Below are 19,193 nucleotides of genomic sequence, written 5' to 3'. Positions count from 1 at the left end.
AACTTCCTTTAGGACTTCCTTGAATTCTCCCTATGCGACGTTCTGAAAAATTGATAAAATCGTTTGTTTCGATGAAATGCATCCACGCTATGGATAGCTAAGACATGCGTTTCAAAGGGCTTGATCTGAACCTTCTCGTCGTGCTCGACGCGCTGCTGAGCGAGCGCGGCCTCACGGCGGCGGCACGCCGCATCAACCTAAGTCAGCCGGCCATGAGTGCGGCCGTCGCCCGGCTGCGTGACTTTTTCCACGATGAACTATTTTCGATGAGCGGCCGCGAACGCATTCTGACACCGCGTGCGGAAGCACTCGCCCCCGCAGTTCGCGACGCACTGCTGCGCATCCAGAGCTCGATTATTTCTTGGGATCCGTTTAACCCGGCTCAATCCGATCGCCGCTTCAGGATCCTTCTTTCCGATTTCGTCACACTCGTGTTTTTTGAAAAGGTCGTCGAGCGTGTTGCACGGGAAGCACCCGCCGTCAGCTTCGAATTGCTGCCTGTCGACGACACCCCCGATGAGCTTCTCCGGCGCGGTGACGTCGATTTTCTAATTCTTCCGGATTTGTTCAAGTCGAGCGCGCATTCAAGAGTGGCGCTGTTCGACGAAACGCTCGTGTGCGTAGGCTGCGCCGCGAACAAACAGCTGCCACGGCAGCTTACGTTCGAGAGATACATGTCGATGAAGCACGTCGTGGTCAAGTTCGGGCGTATGCTGAAGCCCTCCATCGAGGAATGGTTTTTGCTTGAGCATGGTCTTAAGAGACGTGTCGAGGTCGCGGTGCAGGGCTTCAGCATGATCCCGCCGATGGTGTCAGGCACAGATCGTATAGCGACCATGCCCTTGCGGCTGGTCAAGCATTTCGAAAAAACGTTCCCCCTGCGGATCGTCGAACTTCCGCTGCCACTTCCCGGATTTACCGAGACCCTCCAATGGCCGGCCCTTCACAACAGCGATCCGGCAAGCATCTGGATCCGGGAGATAATGTTGCAGGAGGCGTCCCGCATGGCTACTCCAAGCAAGACCCCGGGACGTCGCACGCGCTCCTAGATTTACTCAGCGCCTCACGCCGACTCTCATGTTCCCTATCAAGACTGAGGCGAGAGATCGGCTGCTCGGCAGGTGTTGCGAGCAGTCGGATCGGCTGAAGCTGCACGGGGCGAGAAGTGGAGTTCAGAACGACGGTTGATCAGACTCTCATCCGCGGTTGGGTACCGCCTTCCGTGTCTTCAGCTCGGGCCTTGGTCTAGGAGCGGGAGTTGTTCGGAACGGGCGCCGGGCGGACTGACTCGGCCACATAACCACCGACGGGAGTTCCCCACCGTGGCTCCGCCCCCGGGCGCTGTGCCGCACGTTGGCTTGAGACCGCTGTGATGGTGAAACCTCTCGCCCGATCGCCCACAATGAGGGGCCATCTCATGCACGATCTTGGGCCAGGACCATCGGTGGCTTCTTGGCGCAGCTACGGCGGTCCTACGGCCGGGCCTGGGCCCTCCCGACATAGTCGCGTAAAGCTTTAGACCCTCGAGCCAAACCCGCAGGGCTCGCTTACCTTGAGGGGCAGCAGTACGTCCAAGCAGCTTCAACAGTTAAGAATTTCGCAAAGACGAGGCACTTGCGGATTGTCCAGCTTTCGCTGCCACTTCCCGCATTACCGGGGCGGTCCAATAGCCCACCATTCACAATAGTGATCCGGCAAGCATCTGGATCCGAGAGAAATGTTAGAAGCGGCATCTCGCATGGCTACACCTGCCTGAATGCCAGAACTGCGTTCAGGCCGCCCATGGCGAAGGCGTTGCTCAGTGCCACCTGCACCTTGCGCTCGCGCGGCACATTGGGGGTGATATCGAGATCGCAATCGGGGTCTGGCTCACGATAATTGGCCGTCGGCGGCACGACGCCCTCGCGGATCGCCATCACGCAGGCGATCATTTCGATCGCGCTAGCTGCGCCGAGGCAATGCGCATGGGTGGACTTGGTGGAAGAGACGGACATCGAATACGCATGGTCACCGAAGACGCGCTTGATGGCTGCCGATTCGATCTGATCGTTGGCCTTGGTGCCGGTGCCGTGCGCGTTGAGGTAGTCCACGTCCTCGGGATTCAGCCCGGCATCGGCAAGGCAGGCGCCCATCGCCGCCTCCGGCCCATGGACCGCCGGCGCGGCGATGTGGAAGGCATCGGCGGAAAATCCGACGCCGGCGATCTCGGCAAGGATCGCTGCACCGCGAGCAGCAGCATGCTCATAGCTTTCCAAAACGGCCATGCCCGCACCCTCGCCCAGCACCACGCCCTTCCTATCGGCGGAGAAGGGCCGGCAGGTATCGGGAGCCAGCACGCGCATTGCCTCCCATGACTTCAGCACGCCCCATACGAGCGGCGCATCGCTTCCGCCGGCAAGCATCACGTCGGCCCGACCGTACCTTATCTGATCCACCGCCGAAGCGATCGCATGGTTGCCGGAGGCACAGGCGGAGGTGATGCCGAGTACTGGCCCGCGCAGCCCGAAGCTCAAGCTGATCTGGGTGGCAGCGGCGCTTGGCATCACCTTTAGTCCAGTGAAGATCTCAGCACGGGTCGCGCCGCCCAAAAGGATGGCGCGGTAGTTTTCCTCGATTGCGTCCCAGCCGCAGACACCGACGCCCACTGTCGCGCCGAAGCGAGCGGCATTTCCTTCATCGCAGGAAAGTCCGGCCTGTCGCATGGCTTCGTGCGCTGCAAGCACGGCGAGCAAGCTGAAGCGGCCCATGGAGACGAGCCGCCCGCGGTCGATGTCGTGCTCCGGCAGCGCCTTGATCTCAGCGCCGATTGTACCCTTCAGCTCATGAAGCTCTGAATTGACGATCGGGCCGATGGCGGAGCGGCCTTCGCGCATCCCCGTCCAGATGGAGGCGGCGTCAGTGCCCAGCCCGCAGAGCCCGCCCATTCCGGTGATGACGACGCGCCTGTCCATTCAAGCCTCCTTAGTGAGCAAGCCGCGGACGGCTTCCACCATGTCGCCGACATTCTGGAGATCCGACCAGGCCTCGGCCGTGTTCATCTCGATCTTGATGCCGTAGGCCTGCTCCAGGTCCCAGAGCACGTCCGCCAATCCCAGTGAATCGATGCCGAGAGAAGTCAGTCCCGTGGCAGTCGTTATCTCGCCGCCCGAGGCAGGCGCTATGTTGCCACCCTCCGCCGCGGCGCGCTTCTTGATCATTGCGATTATTTCGTTGGTCAGTTGATCAGCCATCTTGTTCCTTTCCAGCTTGCGTTTGCGACGTGACTCAATGCCTGAGCCGCGCCGTGTTGCGAAAATTGCCCCTCACCAAGCTTGTGCGACTCACAAAGACCAACTGCTTGTGGAGGCCGGATGAGTTCGGGCTGGTCTGCGGCGTACGCCCCGATGACGAAGAACGTCGCCGGCACCCGATGTTGCGCCAGCACATCGAGGATCTCTGGTGTGCAAAGTGGATTGGGACCGTCGTCCGACCTCGATAACCATGATGAGCGGCGCAGTATGCCAATGTGAGCGGCTACGCCGTGCGCGTCGTAGCCGATTGCGCGGAATTCCGGCCTCGCACCGGCCCAACTACGGCCGCCTTCGAATGGCTTCGCGTTGAACGCGCCAGTCCGTCCATTTGTCTTTCGGAAGAAGTCGGAGAGTTCGACATGGTCGGCCAGTTGCAACTCATTTTCCCAGCACAACCTCCACCGCACGTCAGAGCGCATGGAAAGATTTCTCTTTCGGGCTCTTTTTAACGCACTCGTCACGCGATAGAGGCAGTGGGTGATCGGTGCGCGTCAGGTGCTTTTGTCCATGCAAGATTCCGGGAGATTGATAAAATCGTTTCTGTCGATGAAACGCATCCACGCTATGGATAGCTAAGACATGCGTTTCAAAGGGCTTGATCTGAACCTTCTCGTCGTGCTCGACGCGCTGCTGAGCGAGCGCGGCCTCACGGCGGCGGCACGCCGCATCAACCTAAGTCAGCCGGCCATGAGTGCGGCCGTCGCCCGGCTGCGTGACTTTTTCCACGATGAACTATTTTCGATGAGCGGCCGCGAACGTATTCTGACACCGCGTGCGGAAGCACTCGCCCCCGCAGTTCGCGAAGCACTGCTGCGCATCCAGAGCTCGATTATTTCTTGGGATCCGTTTAACCCGGCTCAATCCGACCGCCGCTTCAGGATCCTTGTTTCCGATTTCATCACACTCGTGTTTTTTGAAAAGGTCGTCGAGCGTGTCGCACGGGAAGCACCCGCCGTCAGCTTCGAATTGCTGCCTATCGACGACACCCCCGATGAGCTTCTCCGGCGCGGTGACGTCGATTTTCTAATTCTTCCGGATTTGTTCAAGTCGAGCGCGCATTCAAGAGTGGCGCTGTTCGACGAGACGCTCGTGTGCGTGGGCTGCGCCACGAACAAGCAGCTGCCACGGCAGCTTACGTTCGAGAGATACATGTCAATGAAGCACGTCGTGGTCAAGTTCGGGCGTATGCTGAAGCCCTCCATCGAGGAATGGTTTTTGCTTGAGCATGGTCTTAAGAGACGTGTCGAGGTCGCGGTGCAGGGCTTCAGCATGATCCCGCCGATGGTGTCAGGCACAGATCGTATAGCGACCATGCCCTTGCGGCTGGTCAAGCATTTCGAAAAAACGTTCCCCCTGCAGATCGTCGAACTTCCGCTGCCACTTCCCGGATTTACCGAGACCCTCCAATGGCCGACCCTTCACAATAGTGATCCGGCAAGCATCTGGATGCGGGAGATAATGTTGCAGGAGGCGTCCCGCATGGCTACTCCACGCAAGACCCCGGGACGTCGCACGCATCAAGACTGAGGTCGAGAGATCGGCTGCTCGGCAGGTGTTGCGAGCGGTCGGATCGGCTGAAGCTGCACGGGGCGAGAAGTGGAGCTCAGAACGACGGTTGATCAGACTCACATCCGCGGGTTGGGTACCGCCGTGCCTTCAGCTCGGGGCTATCCTTGGTCTAGGAGCGGGAGTTGTACGACAAGTTCAGCAAAATGGCCTGGCATTGACGTCGGCGCGCGTTCGCCGCGCAGACTCCTCGTTCACCGCCGAGGCCTAGAAGAGTGGCCGAACAGCTCCTCGGTGATCGCCTTCGCCTCGCATTGCACTCTCCACCAACGCCGATACCAACGCTTTCTTCGAGCGCTGCTAGCGCTCGAACAGCTCCGTCGAGAACCGGCTGGAAGGCACCCGCTATCTCAACATGGAGCATTTGCGCGAACACAAGAAGGAGGAGCTGCGACAGGCGGCCTGAACCGCTTCGTTCCTCACAGGCCCAGCGTGAGCGTCGTGCTCGCGCCGTCAAGGCCGCGTGTTGCGCCGCCTTCGGCGCTGGCCTGCGGCCAACCTTGACCGCGCTGCGCGCGCCGCTCGCCGCAATGCCGTGAGGTCGGGACGAAGGATGGTCGCCGCCGTCGAACAAAGGGATACCCGCTCCCACCATGACGCTTTTGCAGAACTTGACGCACGCAACTCACCTTCAGAGCGGTCGCTCTTCTCTCGTCGCAGTTTCTGGCTGACCCTTCTAACACTATCGGAGAGGGCCCCGCGCGAACTGACTCGGCCACATAACCACCGACGGGAGTTCCCCACCGTGGCTCCGCCCCGGCGCTGTGCCGCACGTTGGCTCGAGACCGCTATGGTGGTGAAACCTCTCGCCCGATGGCCCACAAGAAGGGGCCATCTCATGCACGATCTCGGCCATGACCACCGGTGGCTTCTTGCCGGCAGCACTCAGGCGACTATAGCGGGCGCAGAGCCGACCCTGCGGCTTCCAGACATTGTCGCGTACAGCTTTAGACAGACCCTCAAGCCGAGCCCGCAGGGCCTCGCTTACCTTTTACGGGGCGGCGGTACGTCCACGCCGTTTCAACAGTTAAGAATTTCGCAAAGTCGATACCCCGCGGATCGTCGACCTTCCGCTGCCACTTCCCGCATTCGCCGAGGCGGCCAATGACCCGCCCTTCACAATAGTGATCCGGCAAGCATCTGGATGCGGGAGATAATGTTACAGGAGGCATCTCTCATGGCTTCTACACCTGCCTGAACGCCAGGACCGCGTTCGTGCCGCCAAAGGCGAAGGAGTTGCTCAGTGCCACGCGCACCTTGCGCTCGCGTGGCACATTGGGCGTGACGTCGAGATCGCAATCGGGGTCCAGCTCACGATAATTGGCAGTCGGCGGCACGACGCTCTCGCGGATAGCCATCACGCAGGCGATCAACTCGAGCGCGCCGGACGCGCCGAGGCAATGCGCGTGCATGGACTTGGTAGAAGAGATGGACATTGAATAGGCGTGCTGACCGAAGACGCGCTTGATCGCCGCCGTCTCGATCTGGTCGTTGGCCTTGGTGCCGGTGCCGTGCGCGTTGAGATAGTCGACATCCTCGGCATTCAGCCCGGCATCGGCAAGGCAGGCGCGCATTGCTGCCTCCGGCCCCTCGACAGTCGGGCAGACGATGTCTGAGGCATCGGCGGAAAGGCCGGCACCGGCAATTTCGGCAAGGATGGTGGCGCCCCGAGCCATGGCATGCTCGTAGCTTTCCAGCACCGCCATGCCGGCGCCTTCACCAAGCGACAGGCCCTGGCGGTCGGCCGAGAATGGCCGGCAAGTATCGGGCGAAAGCACGCGGATCGATTCCCATGCCTTCAGCACACCCCATATGAGCGGCGCTTCGCTGCCGCCGGCAAGCATCACGTCGGCCCGGCCGAGCCTGATCTGGTCCACCGCGGAGGCAATCGCATGGTTTGCCGAGGAACAGGCGGACGTGACGCCGAAGACCGGCCCGCGCAGGCCGAGACTCATGCTGACCTGGCCGGCAGCGGCGCCCGGCATCGCCTTGGGTACGGTCAAGAGGGCGGCACGCTTACCACCCAGAAGCATGGCGCGGTAGGTTTGCTCGATCGCATCCCAGCCGCAGCCGCCAACGCCCACCGTCGCACCGAAGCGATAGGTATTTCCTTCTTTGGAGGAAAGTCCGGCCTGACGCATGGCTTCGCGCGCCGCAAGCACAGCGAGCAGGCTGAAGCGGTCCATGGAGGCGAGCTGCTTGCCGTCGATGTCATGCTCCGGCAGCGCCTTGATCTCGGCACCGATCCTGACCCTCAATTCATGGAGCTCGGAGTTGACGATTGGGCCGATGGCGGAGCGGCCTTCGCGCATCTCTCTCCAAATGGCGGCGGCGTCGGTCCCAAGCCCGCAAAGCCCGCCGATCCCAGTAATCACGACGCGCCTGTCCATTCACACCCCCTTGGCGAGCAAGCCGCGCACGGCTTCCACCATGTCGCCGACATTCTGGAGATCCGACCAGGCCTCGGACGTATTCATCTCGATCTTGATGCCGTAGGCCTGCTCCAGGTCCCAGAGAACGTCCGCCAATCCCAGTGAATCGATACCGAGCGAAGTCAGTCCCGTGGCAGCCGTTATCTCGCCGCCCGAGGCAGGGGCTATGTTGCCGCCCTCCGCCGCGGCGCGCTTCTTGATCATTGCGATTATTTCGTTGGTCAGTTGATCAGCCATCTTGTTCCTTTCCAGCTTGCGTTTGCGACGTGACTCAATGCCTGAGCCGCGCCGTGTTGCGAAAATTGCCCCTCACCAAGCTTGTGCGACTCACAAAGACCAACTGCTTGTGGAGGCCGGATGAGTTCGGGCTGGTCTGCGGCGTACGCCCCGATGACGAAGAACGTCGCCGGCACCCGATGTTGCGCCAGCACATCGAGGATCTCTGGTGTGCAAAGTGGATTGGGACCGTCGTCCGACCTCGATAACCATGATGAGCGGCGCAGTATGCCAATGTGAGCCGCTACGCCGTGCGCGTCGTAGCCGATTGCGCGGACTTCCGGCCTCGCACCGGCCCAACTACGGCCGCCTTCGAATGGCTTCGCGTTGAACGCGCCAGTCCGTCCATAGGTCTTTCGGAAGAAGTCGGAGAGTTCGACATGGTCGGCCAGTTGCAACTCATTTTCCCAGCACAACCTCCACGCACGTCGGAGCGCATGGAAAGATTTCTCCTTTCGGGCTCTTTTTAACGCACTCGTCACGCGATAGAGGCAGTGGGTGATCGGTGCGCGTCAGATGCTGTTGTCAATGTAGGATTCAGGAAGATTGATAAAATCGTTTGTTTCGATGAAACGCATTCACGCTATAGATAGCTGAAGACATGCGTTTCAAAGGGCTCGATCTGAATCTTCTCGTCGTGCTCGACGCGCTGCTGAGCGAGCGCGGCCTCACGGCGGCGGCACGCCGCATCAACCTAAGTCAGCCGGCCATGAGTGCGGCCGTCGCCCGGCTGCGTGACTTTTTCCACGATGAACTATTTACCATGAGCGGCCGCGAACGTATTCTGACACCGCGTGCGGAAACACTCGCCCCCGCAGTTCGCGACGCTCTCCTGCACATCCAGTGCTCGATTATTTCTTGGGATCCGTTTAACCCGGCTCAATCTGACCGCCGCTTCAGGATCATTGTTTCCGATTTCGTCACACTCGTGTTTTTTGAAAAGATCGTCGAGCGTGTTGCAAGGGAAGCACCCGCCGTCACCTTCGAATTGCTGCCGCTCGACGACGACCCTGATGAGCTTCTCCGACGCGGTGACGTCGATTTTCTAATTCTTCCGGAATTGTTCATGTCGAGCGCGCATCCAAGAATGCCGCTGTTCGACGAGACGCTCGTGTGCGTAGGCTGCGCCATGAACAAACAGCTACCACGGCAGCTTACGTTCGAGAGATACATGTCTATGAGGCACGTTGCGGTCAAGTTCGGGCGTACGCAGAAGCCCTCCATCGAGGAATGGTTTTTGATTGAGCATGGTCTTAAGAGACGTGTCGAGGTCGTCGTGCAGGCATTTAGCATGATCCCGCCTATGGTCTCAGGCACAGCTCGTATAGCGACCATGCCCTTCCGGCTGGTCAAGCATTTCGAAAAAACGTTCCCCCTGCAGATCGTCGACCTTCCGCTGCCACTTCCCGCATTTACCGAGGCCGTCCAATGGCCGGCCCTTCACAATAGTGATCCGGCAAGCATCTGGATGCGGGAGATAATGTTGCAGGAGGCGTCCCGCACGGCTACGACCTCGGGACGTCGCGGGCGCCCCTAAATCTGCTTAGCGCCTCACACCGGCTCTCGCGTCAATAGCCCCGTGTCGGATGAGATCGATCCTGGCGGCAAGTGCGCCCGCGAGGTCATCCAGCGCGTGGACTTCCTCGACTAGCTCGAACGAGAAGGGGCCGGCATAGCCGCCATCAAGCAGCGCCCGGATCTGGCTGCCATTGTCGGAACCTCCCAGGACGCGATCCGGGTAAATCCAGAAGGTCGGATCGTTCACGCCTGAAATGTGCACGAGACCGGTTAGCTCGCAGGAGAAGAACGTCTCCCCGGCGAGTGTGTGGTGAAACGTGTCGTGCACGAGACGGAAGACGGACTGCCCATCAACCGCGGCAATGGCCTTAGCCGCTTCCTTCTTCGATCGAAGCGAGCAGGTCTGGAAGCCCAGCGGCTCGATGAGACCGATTAGACCGTGCGACTGGAGGATCGGCTTGAGCGCGTTCAAGGCGACGAGCAGATTGTCCTGGCGCTCGCCATTCGCGGGCCACGAGCCGTCGTTGACCGGCACCAGCACGAGCGTCTTCGCCCCGCAGGCCGCCGCATAATCGGCGAGCATGCTCGCCTCGACTTGGCGCGCAGGAGTCCACTCATTGAAGCGCTGCAAGGCGTTGACAGAGATAATCGTGACGCCCGCTTCAGCGGCGGCAGACCGGACGTCCGCAGCCGGCATGCCGGGTACAAAAGGATCGCTGAAGAGACGGATTTGAACGTCGGCCATACCCTGGTCGCGTGCAAGCGCGAAAAATGCCGGAACATCAAGTCGGGACGCCGCCATGTGGTCGAGTGCAAAGCGGGGCGACACCTGGCGCATGGCTTGGCTTTTTCCTTTCATGAAGCGCGGCCGCCGTTCTCAGCTGTTCGGCTTCTGCCGCGTGGCAACCGCTCGTTGATTCAACAGACCGGAATGATAGTCAATCGAGCTTTCTTTCATTTGTGAAAGGAAACTCGACCGCCTATGATAGAATCCATCAGGTTTCATATATTCTCTGGCAGATGGATGTCGAACGGCAGAAATGTCTGCCCGGGCGTCTCCACCGTGCCGGTCTCGATGGCCCGCGCCATCAGCGTCATCAGCTCCTGGCAAAGTCGGCGCAGTGGCGTGGCGACAGCCATCGTGATGATGTTATCTGCGAGCGCCGCACGTGACTCCGGCGTGATTTCATTCACGATCGCGACGAGATCCTGACCTTTACCCTCTTCCCGGAGCGCGGAGATGGCGCCCTCCATGCCTCCGCCGGCCACATAGAAGCCGACGAGCTCGGGTTCCCGCTGCATGAGATCAAGCGTTGCCTCGTAGGTGATCTGCCGTTTCTCTAGGTTCACGAGCGGATCGAGCACCTCGAATGTCGGCGCGTTCTCACGGCAATAGGAGCGAAAGCCGATGTCCCGGAGCTCGTGCCCCTGGAAACGGTGGCTGCCGACAAACACCGCCACCTTTCCGGGCCGTTTTGCGACCTTGGAAAACATCCAAGCGGCCGTCCGCCCGACCTGGCGGTTGTTGAGGCCGATATAGCCCTGGCGCACGCCGGCGGCGAAGTCGGAAAGCAGCGAGAATACTGGAATGCCTTTGGCCTTGAGCTCCTCGACCGCTGCCGTAATCTTCGGGTGGTCCGGCGCCACCATGGCGATCGCGTGGCAGCGGCTCCCAAGATCCTTGAGGAGTGCGATCAGATCGCACGGCACGTGTGACGGCGCGAATTCGATGAGCGGAATGCCGTGGAAGGACTGGGCCAAACTGACCGACGCTTCGACCTCGCGCGCGAAGTCTTGGTAGAAATGCTGGGCCGGTTTTCTTAAGATGAAACCCAGCCGATAGTGCGGCAGGCCCCGCTGCAAGCGCTGCTTGATGAGACCGGCAGCATGATAGCCGATGGCGTAGGCGGCCTCGTGGACCCGCCGCGCGGTCTCTTCCCGCACCGGATGGCGGGCGTTCAGAACCCGATCGACAGTTGCCACGCTGACCCCGGCTTCGCGGGCGAGATCGGTAATTGTGGGGCGCTTGGTCATGGGTCCAATTCTGTTTAGTTTTGCCGGCTGACTCTCTGTCATCCAGCACGTCTCGGCAAAGGTTCCGGGCGGCAAAGTGACCGCATAATTCATGATCGACAGCGTATTCGACGAACAGCAATCCAGGCGTAACCGGGCGCGTATCGATGTACAGTTCGTTTGCTTAGGGAGCCATAATTTTGCACTCGCCGCATTTTGCGCTTCTGATTTCATCGACGCGCGAAGCGCTGTTTGGAGCCTGCGAGTCGATTGGTGCTTGTGACCAGCCCGGCGACTTAACAGGTCGCGAAGCTGCGACCTTACTCGGCGGGGCGTGGCCGGTTAATACTCGGCAAACTGATGACCGCAGAAGGCGGCTTTCATCTGCGCTTGGTCCAATTCGCCTTCCCAGCGGGCGACGACGAGCGATGCCACCGCGTTACCGACGACATTCGTCAGCGCCCGGCATTCGGACATGAAACGGTCGACGCCAAGGATCAGAGCCATGCCAGCAACGGGAACACTGGGTACTACGGCGAGCGTAGCGGCCAGCGTGATGAATCCCGCACCTGTTACACCTGCTGCACCCTTCGAGGAAAGCATCGCAACGAGCAGCAGGAGGACCTGATCGCTAATTGAAAGATCCGTGTTCGTCGCCTGGGCGATGAAGAGGGCCGCCAGCGTCATGTAGATATTGGTGCCGTCCAGATTGAAGGAATATCCGGTCGGGATGACGAGACCCACGACCGAACGCTTGGCGCCGGCCTTCTCCATCTTCTCCATGAGCGAGGGCAGCGCGGCCTCCGAGGAGGACGTTGCCAGGACAAGCAGCAGCTCTTCCTTGATGTAGCGAATGAGAGAAAAGATCGAGAAGCCGTTGTAACGGCAGACCGCGCCGAGAACGCCGAACACGAACAGGAAGGCGGTGAAATAGAACGTCCCGACCAGCATCGCGAGGTTGACGATCGATCCGATGCCATATTTGCCGGTCGTGAAGGCCATTGCGCCGAAAGCGCCGATCGGGGCGGCCTTCATCAGGAGGCTGACGAGCTTGAAAATGGGGGCGGTCAGCGCCTGAAGGAAGGAAACGACAGGCTTGCCCGTCTCTCCGACCATGGCCAGAGCGATGCCGAACAGAACCGAGAAGAACAGGACCTGCAGGATGTCACCTTGCGCGAAGGCGCCGACGATCGTTGACGGGATAATGTTCATCAGGAAGCCGGTGACGGACTGCTCGTGAGCCTTTGCGGCATAGGTATTCACGGCCTGGACATCGAGCGAGGCCGGATCGATGTTGAGGCCGGCGCCAGGCTGAACGACATTGGCGACGACAAGGCCGACGATTAGTGCCAGCGTCGAGAAGGTGAGGAAATAGACCATCGCCTTGCCGGCAACTCGGCCGACCTTCTGGAGATCGTTCATGCCGGCGATGCCGGTCGCAATTGTCAGGAAGATGACAGGCGCGATGATCATCTTGACAAGCTTGATGAAGGCATCACCGAGCGGCTTCAGGCTCCCGCCAATCCCCGGATAGAAATGGCCGAGTGCGACGCCGAGGGCGATGGCGGCAAGCACCTGCACGTAGGGCTTGGCGTAGAAGGCCTTGCGGGGCGCGGGACTCGCGCTGCGGACTTGTGGAGCTAACACCGTTTCTCTCCCTGACCGGATAGGGGGCGGGCTCTTCCTCCCTTCCCAGGCTTCTCCCATCGCGGCGCTCCGGTCGAACGCTGCTGCCATCTCGGGCGCAAGTGCCGTGCCAAATGGAGATCTGCGCCAATCATGCCTTTTCCCGGTTTCGGTCATCTCGCCCAGCGGCCATGTGCGGATTTCCACACTAGCTGCCTTCACGCCGGGCGGAATTCCGCACTAAGGTTCGCCAACGGTCGGGTCTGAACAATTCGCTGGCAAAAGACGGGATTGACAAGGGCGACTTGCAGCTCGCCTTTTGATGTTCGTTGGCAGATCGGCCGCCGGTCGACCTCTCTGGCGTGCGGTTTTGCTCGCACTTCTTGGTGGGACACTCGGTTTTGTCGTCTTTGCGACGGGCCGCATTGCCGGCACCAGAGCGGAGTATTCCCTACGCGAACGTGCTCGGTCAGCGCGCGCCAGGCACCGCAGAGACGCCGGGGGAGACATCTCTGCCGTTCGACATCTATCTGCTCTGCCGTTCGACATCTATCCGCTCGAAAATAAATGATGGAATTCTATCATGTGGCGCCGAGTTTCCTTTCACAAATGAAAGAAAGCTCGATTGACTATCAACCCTCGTTCCGGTCTGTTTAAGCAACGTGTGGTTGCGGCCGGGAGAAGCCTAGAACGGCGGCCACACTTCAGGGAGGAAAGCCAAGCCATGCGTCATGCATCGCCTCGCTTTGCACTCGACTACACGGCGGCGCCCCGACTTGGTCAACGACGGCTCGCGCGCCAATGCCATTTGCCGAGAGCGTCTACGCACCGGACGACGTCGCAGGCGCACATGCCGCGAGCATTGATTTCGCGGCGCGAGATCGAGGATGACATGCTAGACTCAGACAATACTCGCGAATTCGAACAAAGTGCCGGGGAGACGCCGTCATGCTGCACATCGCTTCAGGACGCGAAAAGAGCTAACTCAAAGCCCGAGACGAACAACGCGGTCCCCATTGTGCCGTCGCACGAGAGCGCGCTTACCGGGGTCTTCGAAATATCGAAAGTACTCACCGCCCCCTCCCGGCTCGAAGTCACGCTGGCCAAGGTCGTCGATCTTCTGCGATCGTTTGTGCAGATGCGGTGCGGCATCATCTCTCTCCTCGACGGTGATGGCCAACTGGACATCACCGTAGGCGCCGGCTGGAGCGAGAGCTGCGATGAGCGCTGCCGGATGTACCTGCCGCGGAAGGCAATCGACCAGATTGTGACGACGGACACGCCCCTCGTCGCCGAGAACATAGCGGTGCATTCGGCCTTCAGTGCCGCCGACACGGACGTGCTCGGGGCCTCCGACGCCATACGAGTGTCGTTCATCGGTGTTCCCATTCGCGTCGATGCGAACGTCGTGGGCACGCTGACTATCGACCGCGTGCTGGACAATGGGTCAAGATCTTGGCTCGATTACAACCTCCGTCTGCTACCCGTGATCGCCAACCTGGTGGGACAGACAGTGAAGTTGCGTCGCTCATTCGCGTGCGACCGCGAGCAACCGATGGCGGAGAAGGAGCGGCTGCAAAAGCAATTCTGCGAGCTCAAGCGTCCTGCGCGGGAGCGTAAGAAGGTTTACGTCAAGGGGATGATTGGCGACAGTCCGGCACTACGCGGTCTGCTCGAGAAGGTCGCGGTGGTGGCAGAGGCGAAGATTACGGTTCTATTGCGAGGCGAATCCGGTACCGGGAAGGAACTGATCGCCAAGGCCATTCACGAGTTGTCGCCACGCGCCAAGCGGCCCTTCATCAAGCTCAATTGCGCGGCGCTGCCTGAGACAGTCCTGGAATCCGAATTGTTCGGTCATGAGAAGGGTGCCTTCACCAGCGCGTTCAATTCGCGCAAGGGGCGCTTTGAGCTCGCCGACAAGGGGACGTTGTTCCTGGACGAGATCGGCGAGATCTCGGCCTCGTTCCAGGCAAAGTTGCTGCGCGTGCTGCAGGAGCAGGAGTTCGAGCGCGTCGGCGGCAACCAGACCATTAAGGTCGATGTTCGCGTGATTGCCGCCACGAACAAGAACCTGGAAGAGGCGGTTGCACGGAACGAGTTCCGCGCTGACCTCTATTATCGCATCAGCGTGGTTCCCTTGCTGGTGCCGGCGTTACGCGAAAGGCGCGGTGATATTCCGCTCCTCGCGGCTGAGTTTCTCAAGAATTTCAACGATGAGAACGGCCGTACGCTGACCTTCGATCCGAGCGCGATTGAGGTACTGATGAACTGTGATTTTCCAGGCAACATTCGCGAGCTCGAAAATTGCGTGCACCGGACAGCGATCATGGCGGCGGGACCATCAATCGGGAGAAACGACTTTTCCTGCTACCACGGCCAGTGCTTTTCCGCGGTGCTGTGGAAGCCGGCCACGCCGCCGGCTGAGGCCGCTACTTCGGCCGCCGTTCTGGTCCCGCCTGTCGTCGGCGAGCAGGCACCGCTAGCGCCGGTCGGCGCAGCCCTCATTAATGGTGCGAAGATCATCGATCGCGAGGGTGTCATCGCGGCCATGGAAAGATGTGGCTGGGTGCAGGCAAAGGCGGCGCGCCTGCTTGGACTGACGCCGCGCCAGATTGGCTATGTGCTGAGGAAATACGAGATCGAGATCAAGCGTCTGTGAAAGGACGACTGAGCTGAGACAGATAAAGCGCGTTGGTGATTTGGCGCGCCTTGGCCCGATGACGAGTGGATGCACCCCCCGCGTCGGCGCCAATTCGATCCGATGGAGGACAGCCCGCCGGACCTCACGGCGGTCGGCGTCCCCAACAAAGGTGGCGTGAAGCAGCGCTGTGATCGCCGGTTTGTCGGCCATGTTGCTCTCGACCCTCAGCTCATGCCGGATGCCCTCTGCGACTGAAGACGGAGAAGAATATGTCCGATGCAAAACTGCAAAGTGTGCTTTCGTCACTTTCGCAAGTGGCGAGACAATTAGAGGCTCTGCCATCCGACCGACCAGCGCCGGATGCAAGTTTCGTCAAACTAAACACGAATGAGAACCCATTTCCGTTGCCGACAATCATAAAGCAAAGTGCGATTGCGGCTCTCGAACGGCAGTATCTATATCCAGAAGACGACAACATCACCTTGAGGGAAGCAGCCTCCAATGCCTACGGCGTCTCCAAGGATCAGGTGATCGCCGGTAACGGATCGTCTGAACTGCTCGGGCTCATCTACAGAGCTTTCCTTGCCCCGGGCGACAGCGTGGCGATGATGTCGCCAGGTTTTTCGTTCAACCGCAAACTAGCCATGCTGCAGGGTGCTCAATTTCTCGAAATCGGATGTGGTGAAGCTCATTCCTTGCCGATAGAGCAATTGCTTTTCGGCCCTGCAAAAGACGCCAAGTTCATTCTGTTGGCCAATCCGAACAATCCGACCGGAACGTTTGCTCCGGTGGCCGATATCGAACGCCTCCTAGCACAATCGGACCGCTTGATCGTCCTGGATGAGGCCTATGTCGACTTTGCACCTGATAATGGTCTGCGCCTCATAGATCGTTATCCGAACCTTCTGGTCTTAAGAACATTTTCGAAAAGCTATGCCGCCGCCGGCGTTCGCGTCGGTTTCGGTTTCGGTCACCCCGAAATTATTGGCAGGCTGCGCAACATCCAGAACGTCTTCAACATGAATGTGATCGGGCATGCGGTTGGTATCAGCGTCCTTGCGCATCGCGACGCATATGCAGACAACCACAAACACATCAAGCATGAACGACAGCGAGTGACCTTGGCGCTGTTGCAACTTGGATTCTCAGTAGCACCATCCCACGCGAATTTCGTGTTAGCCCGTGTGCCAGCGGGACAGGACGGCTCATGGTGGCAGGCAGCCTTGGAAAGGCAAAAGATACTTGTGGCCTTTTTTCCTGATAAAGGTTTGCAAAATTACATCCGCGTCAGCATCGGCACAAAAGAACAGATGGATGCATTCCTTGCAGCCGCGAGAGATATTTCTGGGAGCTTAAAGATGCCAAGGTCCAGACGTTGGGCAGCATCAGGCTCTGCTTCCGCGCTACGCGCGCGATAATCCGAGCGATCACACACCTTCTATATCTTTGAATTGCTTGATCATCGCAAGCAAGAGAACTTCCTGCGTTAAACTTGGAGAAATCGAGTGAGAAACGCCTTTCCTTCAACCCTGACCTTCGGCATCTTCGATCACCTGGACGAGGACGGCCGCGATATCGCCCGACAATACGCGGATCGCCTGATGTTGGCAGAGGCGTGCGATCACCTCGGTTTCTATGCATATCATCTGGCAGAGCATCACTGTACCCCGCATGGGAGAGGTCCATCGCCGAATCTGTTCTTATCGAGCGTCGCCCAGCGCACCCAGCGCCTTCGTGTCGGCCCGTTGGTAATGCTACTTGCCCTTTATCATCCGCTGCGTGCGTTCGAAGAGATCTGTATGCTTGACCAATTGAGCGGTGGCAGGCTCGAACTCGGTATAGGACGCGGCTCTTTTCCCACCGAATTGGGTTACTTTGGGATTGGTGCGGACGCGGCGCCAGGCCAGTATGCGGAAGCCAGCGAGATCCTTATTAATGCGATGAAGGGCGGCACGCTATCTTATCAAGGCCGCCATTTTGAACTGAATGGCGTTCCTTTGACGCTAAGACCTCATCAGCGGCCGCATCCGCCGACCTGGATCGCCACCAATCGACCCGAGCCGGCAAGCTGGGCCGCGGCTAATGGCGCAAATATCGCGTGCGTGGGACCTTCCTCTTCTGTTCGCAGAACTACTGATGCCTTCCGCGCCGGTCGAGAGCACAAAACTGAGGCGGACGAGCGAGCACCATTTCTTGGATTGCTCCGAATGGTTGTGATTGGGCGTTCTGAAGCAGATGCGTATTCGCTCGCGGCACCTGCTTACGAACGATGGCTTAAGAGCTTCAAATTCCTTTACGACCTCAATGCCATCCCGACTCCACCAAACCTGCCGCTGACCTTCGATGCAGCAATCGAGAGTGAATTGTGCGTAGTAGGATCGGCAGCTTCTGTGCGAAAAGCTCTGCTTGGGCAGTTGGAAGAGGCAGGTGCCAATTACCTTCTTTGTCAACTGGCATTTGGGGATCTGCCGCTAGATGCTTCCCTATACACCGCAACGACGATTCAATCCGAAATCATGGCTCAAGTCGGGTGACCATGAAATTTGCTGTCTGATTGGAGATCAAAATCGTTGTCGAAGCGCTCCATGACGTTCCCGGTGCAGTCTGGGAGACGACCCTGCGTATAATGCCGGGATTGATATGTCATTGGGATGTTCGAGCGTGGTGTGGGTAAAGGGGACGGGAAGGCAACCGTCGCCCAGGCGCTGGGATCCACATACACCGATCACTTACCGTTCTATCGTCAGGCGCACATCTGAAAGCGGCAGGAACAACTCGACCGCTGGACACTTGCCGACTGGGTCGTTAGTGCCTGCCTGGCATTTTCTTCCCCTGCATCAGCGATGCTCGAACGAAGCTGGTCGCCGACGAGACTACCGCCCCGGTTCTTGAGCCGGAGTGCGGCAAGACCAAGACATAAACGTTGCCGAGGGCAATCCGCCATGCACTGCTACACCACACCACCGGACACGATCTGACGAGGAACCATGATACGCAGTCAAAAAGAGAAGATGCTCGCAGGCGAGCCGTACAGTGCGGCGGATCCGGAGATCCAAGCTGACCTGCTGGCCACCGGGGCTTGGCTGAAGCGGTACAATGACACGTTGGGCCAAACCGCCGAGCAGTGGCATGCGCTCCTGTCCGAGCGGCTAGCAGAGGTTGGGCCCGGAGCGGTCATCCGTCCGCCCTTCTATTGCGACTACGGCTTCAACATCCGCCTCGGAGCCCACGTCTTCCTCAATTTCAATTGCGTCATCCTTGACGTGGTAGAGGTGACGATTGGCCAAGGAACGGCAATTGGGCCTGCCGTGCAGATCTACACCGCAGATCATCCGCATGATCCCGAGCAGCGGCAGAGTGGGCTGCAGTTCGGGCGTCCTGTCCACATTGGCAGCCGTGTCTGGATCGGCGGTGGAGCAATCATTCTCCCGGGCGTCACGATTGGCGATGATGCGGTCGTAGGCGCTGGCAGCGTGGTCACTCGAGATGTTCCCGCAGGGGTCAAGGTCCTGGGAAGTCCGGCTCGGGTGGCCATGACGACCTTGGAGAGTGATAGGCAAGCGCTTCACCGTCATTGAGCTTGGCGGTTTGTGCCGCCCGCCGAACTATGCCGAATGGTTGTGGAAGCAATTGGCCGTTTGCACGTGCTTGCCGCTGTTTTGGTGAGGCCGCTGGTTTCATTCGGCATAGTTCCTCTCTTACAGAGCCCTTCAGGAAGGCGAGCAGGCGGTCGCCTGGCTGGAAGCGGATTGGCTTCCGGCTCGTACGGCTGAAGCTCGCCAGCGCCCGTTTCCTTGAGCGCGAGATGGGCATGCAAGTAGGTCTGCATCG

The 19,193-nt window shown here is 59.6% G+C and carries 14 protein-coding genes and 7 pseudogenes; 11 read left to right on the top strand and 10 right to left on the bottom strand.

Annotated features, from left to right (window positions below):
* The first annotated feature begins 104 nt into the window (after nt 1–104).
* Nucleotides 105–1,049 carry a LysR family transcriptional regulator gene (locus CIT26_RS10370; RefSeq protein WP_095492489.1) on the top strand — a complete coding sequence of 315 codons (945 nt, stop codon included), beginning with the start codon at nt 105–107 and terminating at the stop codon, nt 1,047–1,049.
* A 693-nt stretch (nt 1,050–1,742) separates the two neighbouring features.
* On the opposite strand, the gene CIT26_RS10365 is transcribed toward CIT26_RS10370, so the two are convergent.
* Nucleotides 1,743–2,951 carry a beta-ketoacyl-[acyl-carrier-protein] synthase family protein gene (locus CIT26_RS10365; RefSeq protein ID WP_095492488.1) on the bottom strand — a complete coding sequence of 403 codons (1,209 nt, stop codon included), beginning with the start codon at nt 2,949–2,951 and terminating at the stop codon, nt 1,743–1,745.
* Complete coding sequence (locus CIT26_RS10360; RefSeq protein WP_425350340.1) at nt 2,952–3,197, bottom strand: acyl carrier protein; 246 nt, start codon at nt 3,195–3,197, stop codon at nt 2,952–2,954.
* On the opposite strand from CIT26_RS10360, the pseudogene CIT26_RS38690 reads away from it, so the two are divergent.
* A pseudogene (locus tag CIT26_RS38690) lies at nt 3,162–3,263 on the top strand (hypothetical protein); the annotation flags it as partial. The gene CIT26_RS10360 and the pseudogene CIT26_RS38690 sit on opposite strands and share 36 nt — an antisense overlap.
* Nucleotides 3,264–3,289: 26 nt before the next feature.
* Here CIT26_RS38690 and CIT26_RS37500 read toward each other — a convergent pair.
* A pseudogene (locus tag CIT26_RS37500) lies at nt 3,290–3,709 on the bottom strand (polysaccharide deacetylase family protein); the annotation flags it as partial.
* A gap of 160 nt (nt 3,710–3,869) precedes the next feature.
* Between CIT26_RS37500 and CIT26_RS10350 the strand changes: the two are divergent.
* Both CIT26_RS10350 and CIT26_RS37050 read left to right on the top strand, forming a co-directional pair.
* The gene (locus CIT26_RS10350; RefSeq protein WP_095492485.1) at nt 3,870–4,817 is read left to right on the top strand and encodes a LysR family transcriptional regulator; all 948 of its coding nucleotides are present in this window, start codon (nt 3,870–3,872) and stop codon (nt 4,815–4,817) included.
* A 1,094-nt stretch (nt 4,818–5,911) separates the two neighbouring features.
* A pseudogene (locus CIT26_RS37050) lies at nt 5,912–6,054 on the top strand (LysR family transcriptional regulator); the annotation flags it as partial.
* Here CIT26_RS37050 and CIT26_RS10335 read toward each other — a convergent pair.
* A complete protein-coding gene (locus tag CIT26_RS10335; protein ID WP_095492484.1) occupies nt 6,041–7,246 on the bottom strand; it encodes a beta-ketoacyl-[acyl-carrier-protein] synthase family protein in 1,206 nt (401 codons plus the stop codon). The pseudogene CIT26_RS37050 and the gene CIT26_RS10335 sit on opposite strands and share 14 nt — an antisense overlap.
* Nucleotides 7,247–7,492, bottom strand: coding sequence for an acyl carrier protein (locus CIT26_RS10330; RefSeq protein ID WP_425350339.1), 246 nt, complete (start codon nt 7,490–7,492; stop codon nt 7,247–7,249). It lies immediately after the preceding gene.
* Between CIT26_RS10330 and CIT26_RS38685 the strand changes: the two are divergent.
* Nucleotides 7,457–7,558 (top strand): annotated as a pseudogene (locus CIT26_RS38685) (hypothetical protein); the annotation flags it as partial. The gene CIT26_RS10330 and the pseudogene CIT26_RS38685 overlap by 36 nt on opposite strands.
* Nucleotides 7,559–7,584: 26 nt before the next feature.
* On the opposite strand, the pseudogene CIT26_RS38680 reads toward CIT26_RS38685, so the two are convergent.
* Nucleotides 7,585–7,797: pseudogene (locus CIT26_RS38680) on the bottom strand (polysaccharide deacetylase family protein); the annotation flags it as partial.
* Nucleotides 7,783–8,046 (bottom strand): annotated as a pseudogene (locus CIT26_RS38675) (GNAT family protein); the annotation flags it as partial. The pseudogenes CIT26_RS38675 and CIT26_RS38680, both read right to left, overlap by 15 nt.
* A 119-nt stretch (nt 8,047–8,165) precedes the next feature.
* Between CIT26_RS38675 and CIT26_RS10320 the strand changes: the two are divergent.
* A complete protein-coding gene (locus CIT26_RS10320) occupies nt 8,166–9,101 on the top strand; it encodes a LysR family transcriptional regulator (protein WP_095492481.1) in 936 nt (311 codons plus the stop codon).
* A gap of 6 nt (nt 9,102–9,107) precedes the next feature.
* On the opposite strand, the gene CIT26_RS10315 is transcribed toward CIT26_RS10320, so the two are convergent.
* From CIT26_RS10315 to CIT26_RS10305, 3 genes are all read right to left on the bottom strand, one after another.
* A complete protein-coding gene (locus tag CIT26_RS10315; protein ID WP_095492480.1) occupies nt 9,108–9,920 on the bottom strand; it encodes a TIM barrel protein in 813 nt (270 codons plus the stop codon).
* A gap of 164 nt (nt 9,921–10,084) precedes the next feature.
* The gene (locus CIT26_RS10310) at nt 10,085–11,116 is read right to left on the bottom strand and encodes a LacI family DNA-binding transcriptional regulator (protein ID WP_167391357.1); all 1,032 of its coding nucleotides are present in this window, start codon (nt 11,114–11,116) and stop codon (nt 10,085–10,087) included.
* 321 nt (nt 11,117–11,437) lie between these two features.
* Nucleotides 11,438–12,742 (bottom strand): dicarboxylate/amino acid:cation symporter, encoded by a 1,305-nt coding sequence (locus CIT26_RS10305; RefSeq protein ID WP_280951105.1) that lies wholly within the window; start codon nt 12,740–12,742, stop codon nt 11,438–11,440.
* Nucleotides 12,743–13,571: 829 nt separating this feature from the next.
* Between CIT26_RS10305 and nifA the strand changes: the two genes are divergently transcribed.
* From nifA to CIT26_RS10280, 5 genes and pseudogenes are all read left to right on the top strand, one after another.
* Nucleotides 13,572–15,380, top strand: a complete 1,809-nt coding sequence (gene nifA, locus CIT26_RS10295; RefSeq protein ID WP_425350337.1) for a nif-specific transcriptional activator NifA — start codon at nt 13,572–13,574, stop codon at nt 15,378–15,380.
* 251 nt (nt 15,381–15,631) lie between these two features.
* Nucleotides 15,632–16,780 (top strand): histidinol-phosphate transaminase, encoded by a 1,149-nt coding sequence (gene hisC, locus CIT26_RS10290; protein ID WP_095492477.1) that lies wholly within the window; start codon nt 15,632–15,634, stop codon nt 16,778–16,780.
* An 87-nt stretch (nt 16,781–16,867) separates the two neighbouring features.
* Nucleotides 16,868–17,896, top strand: coding sequence for an LLM class flavin-dependent oxidoreductase (locus CIT26_RS10285; RefSeq protein ID WP_095492476.1), 1,029 nt, complete (start codon nt 16,868–16,870; stop codon nt 17,894–17,896).
* Between the two features lie 150 nt (nt 17,897–18,046).
* Nucleotides 18,047–18,279, top strand: a pseudogene (locus tag CIT26_RS37495) (IS66 family transposase); the annotation flags it as partial.
* Nucleotides 18,280–18,349: 70 nt separating this feature from the next.
* A complete protein-coding gene (locus CIT26_RS10280; protein ID WP_095492475.1) occupies nt 18,350–18,940 on the top strand; it encodes a sugar O-acetyltransferase in 591 nt (196 codons plus the stop codon).
* The last annotated feature ends 253 nt before the right edge of the window (nt 18,941–19,193 follow it).

Source organism: Mesorhizobium temperatum, assembly GCF_002284575.1.
Taxonomy (GTDB): Bacteria; Pseudomonadota; Alphaproteobacteria; order Rhizobiales; family Rhizobiaceae; genus Mesorhizobium; species Mesorhizobium temperatum.
The sequence above is the reverse complement of the archived record's forward strand: the minus strand, read 5'-3'. Positions and strand labels throughout refer to the sequence as shown.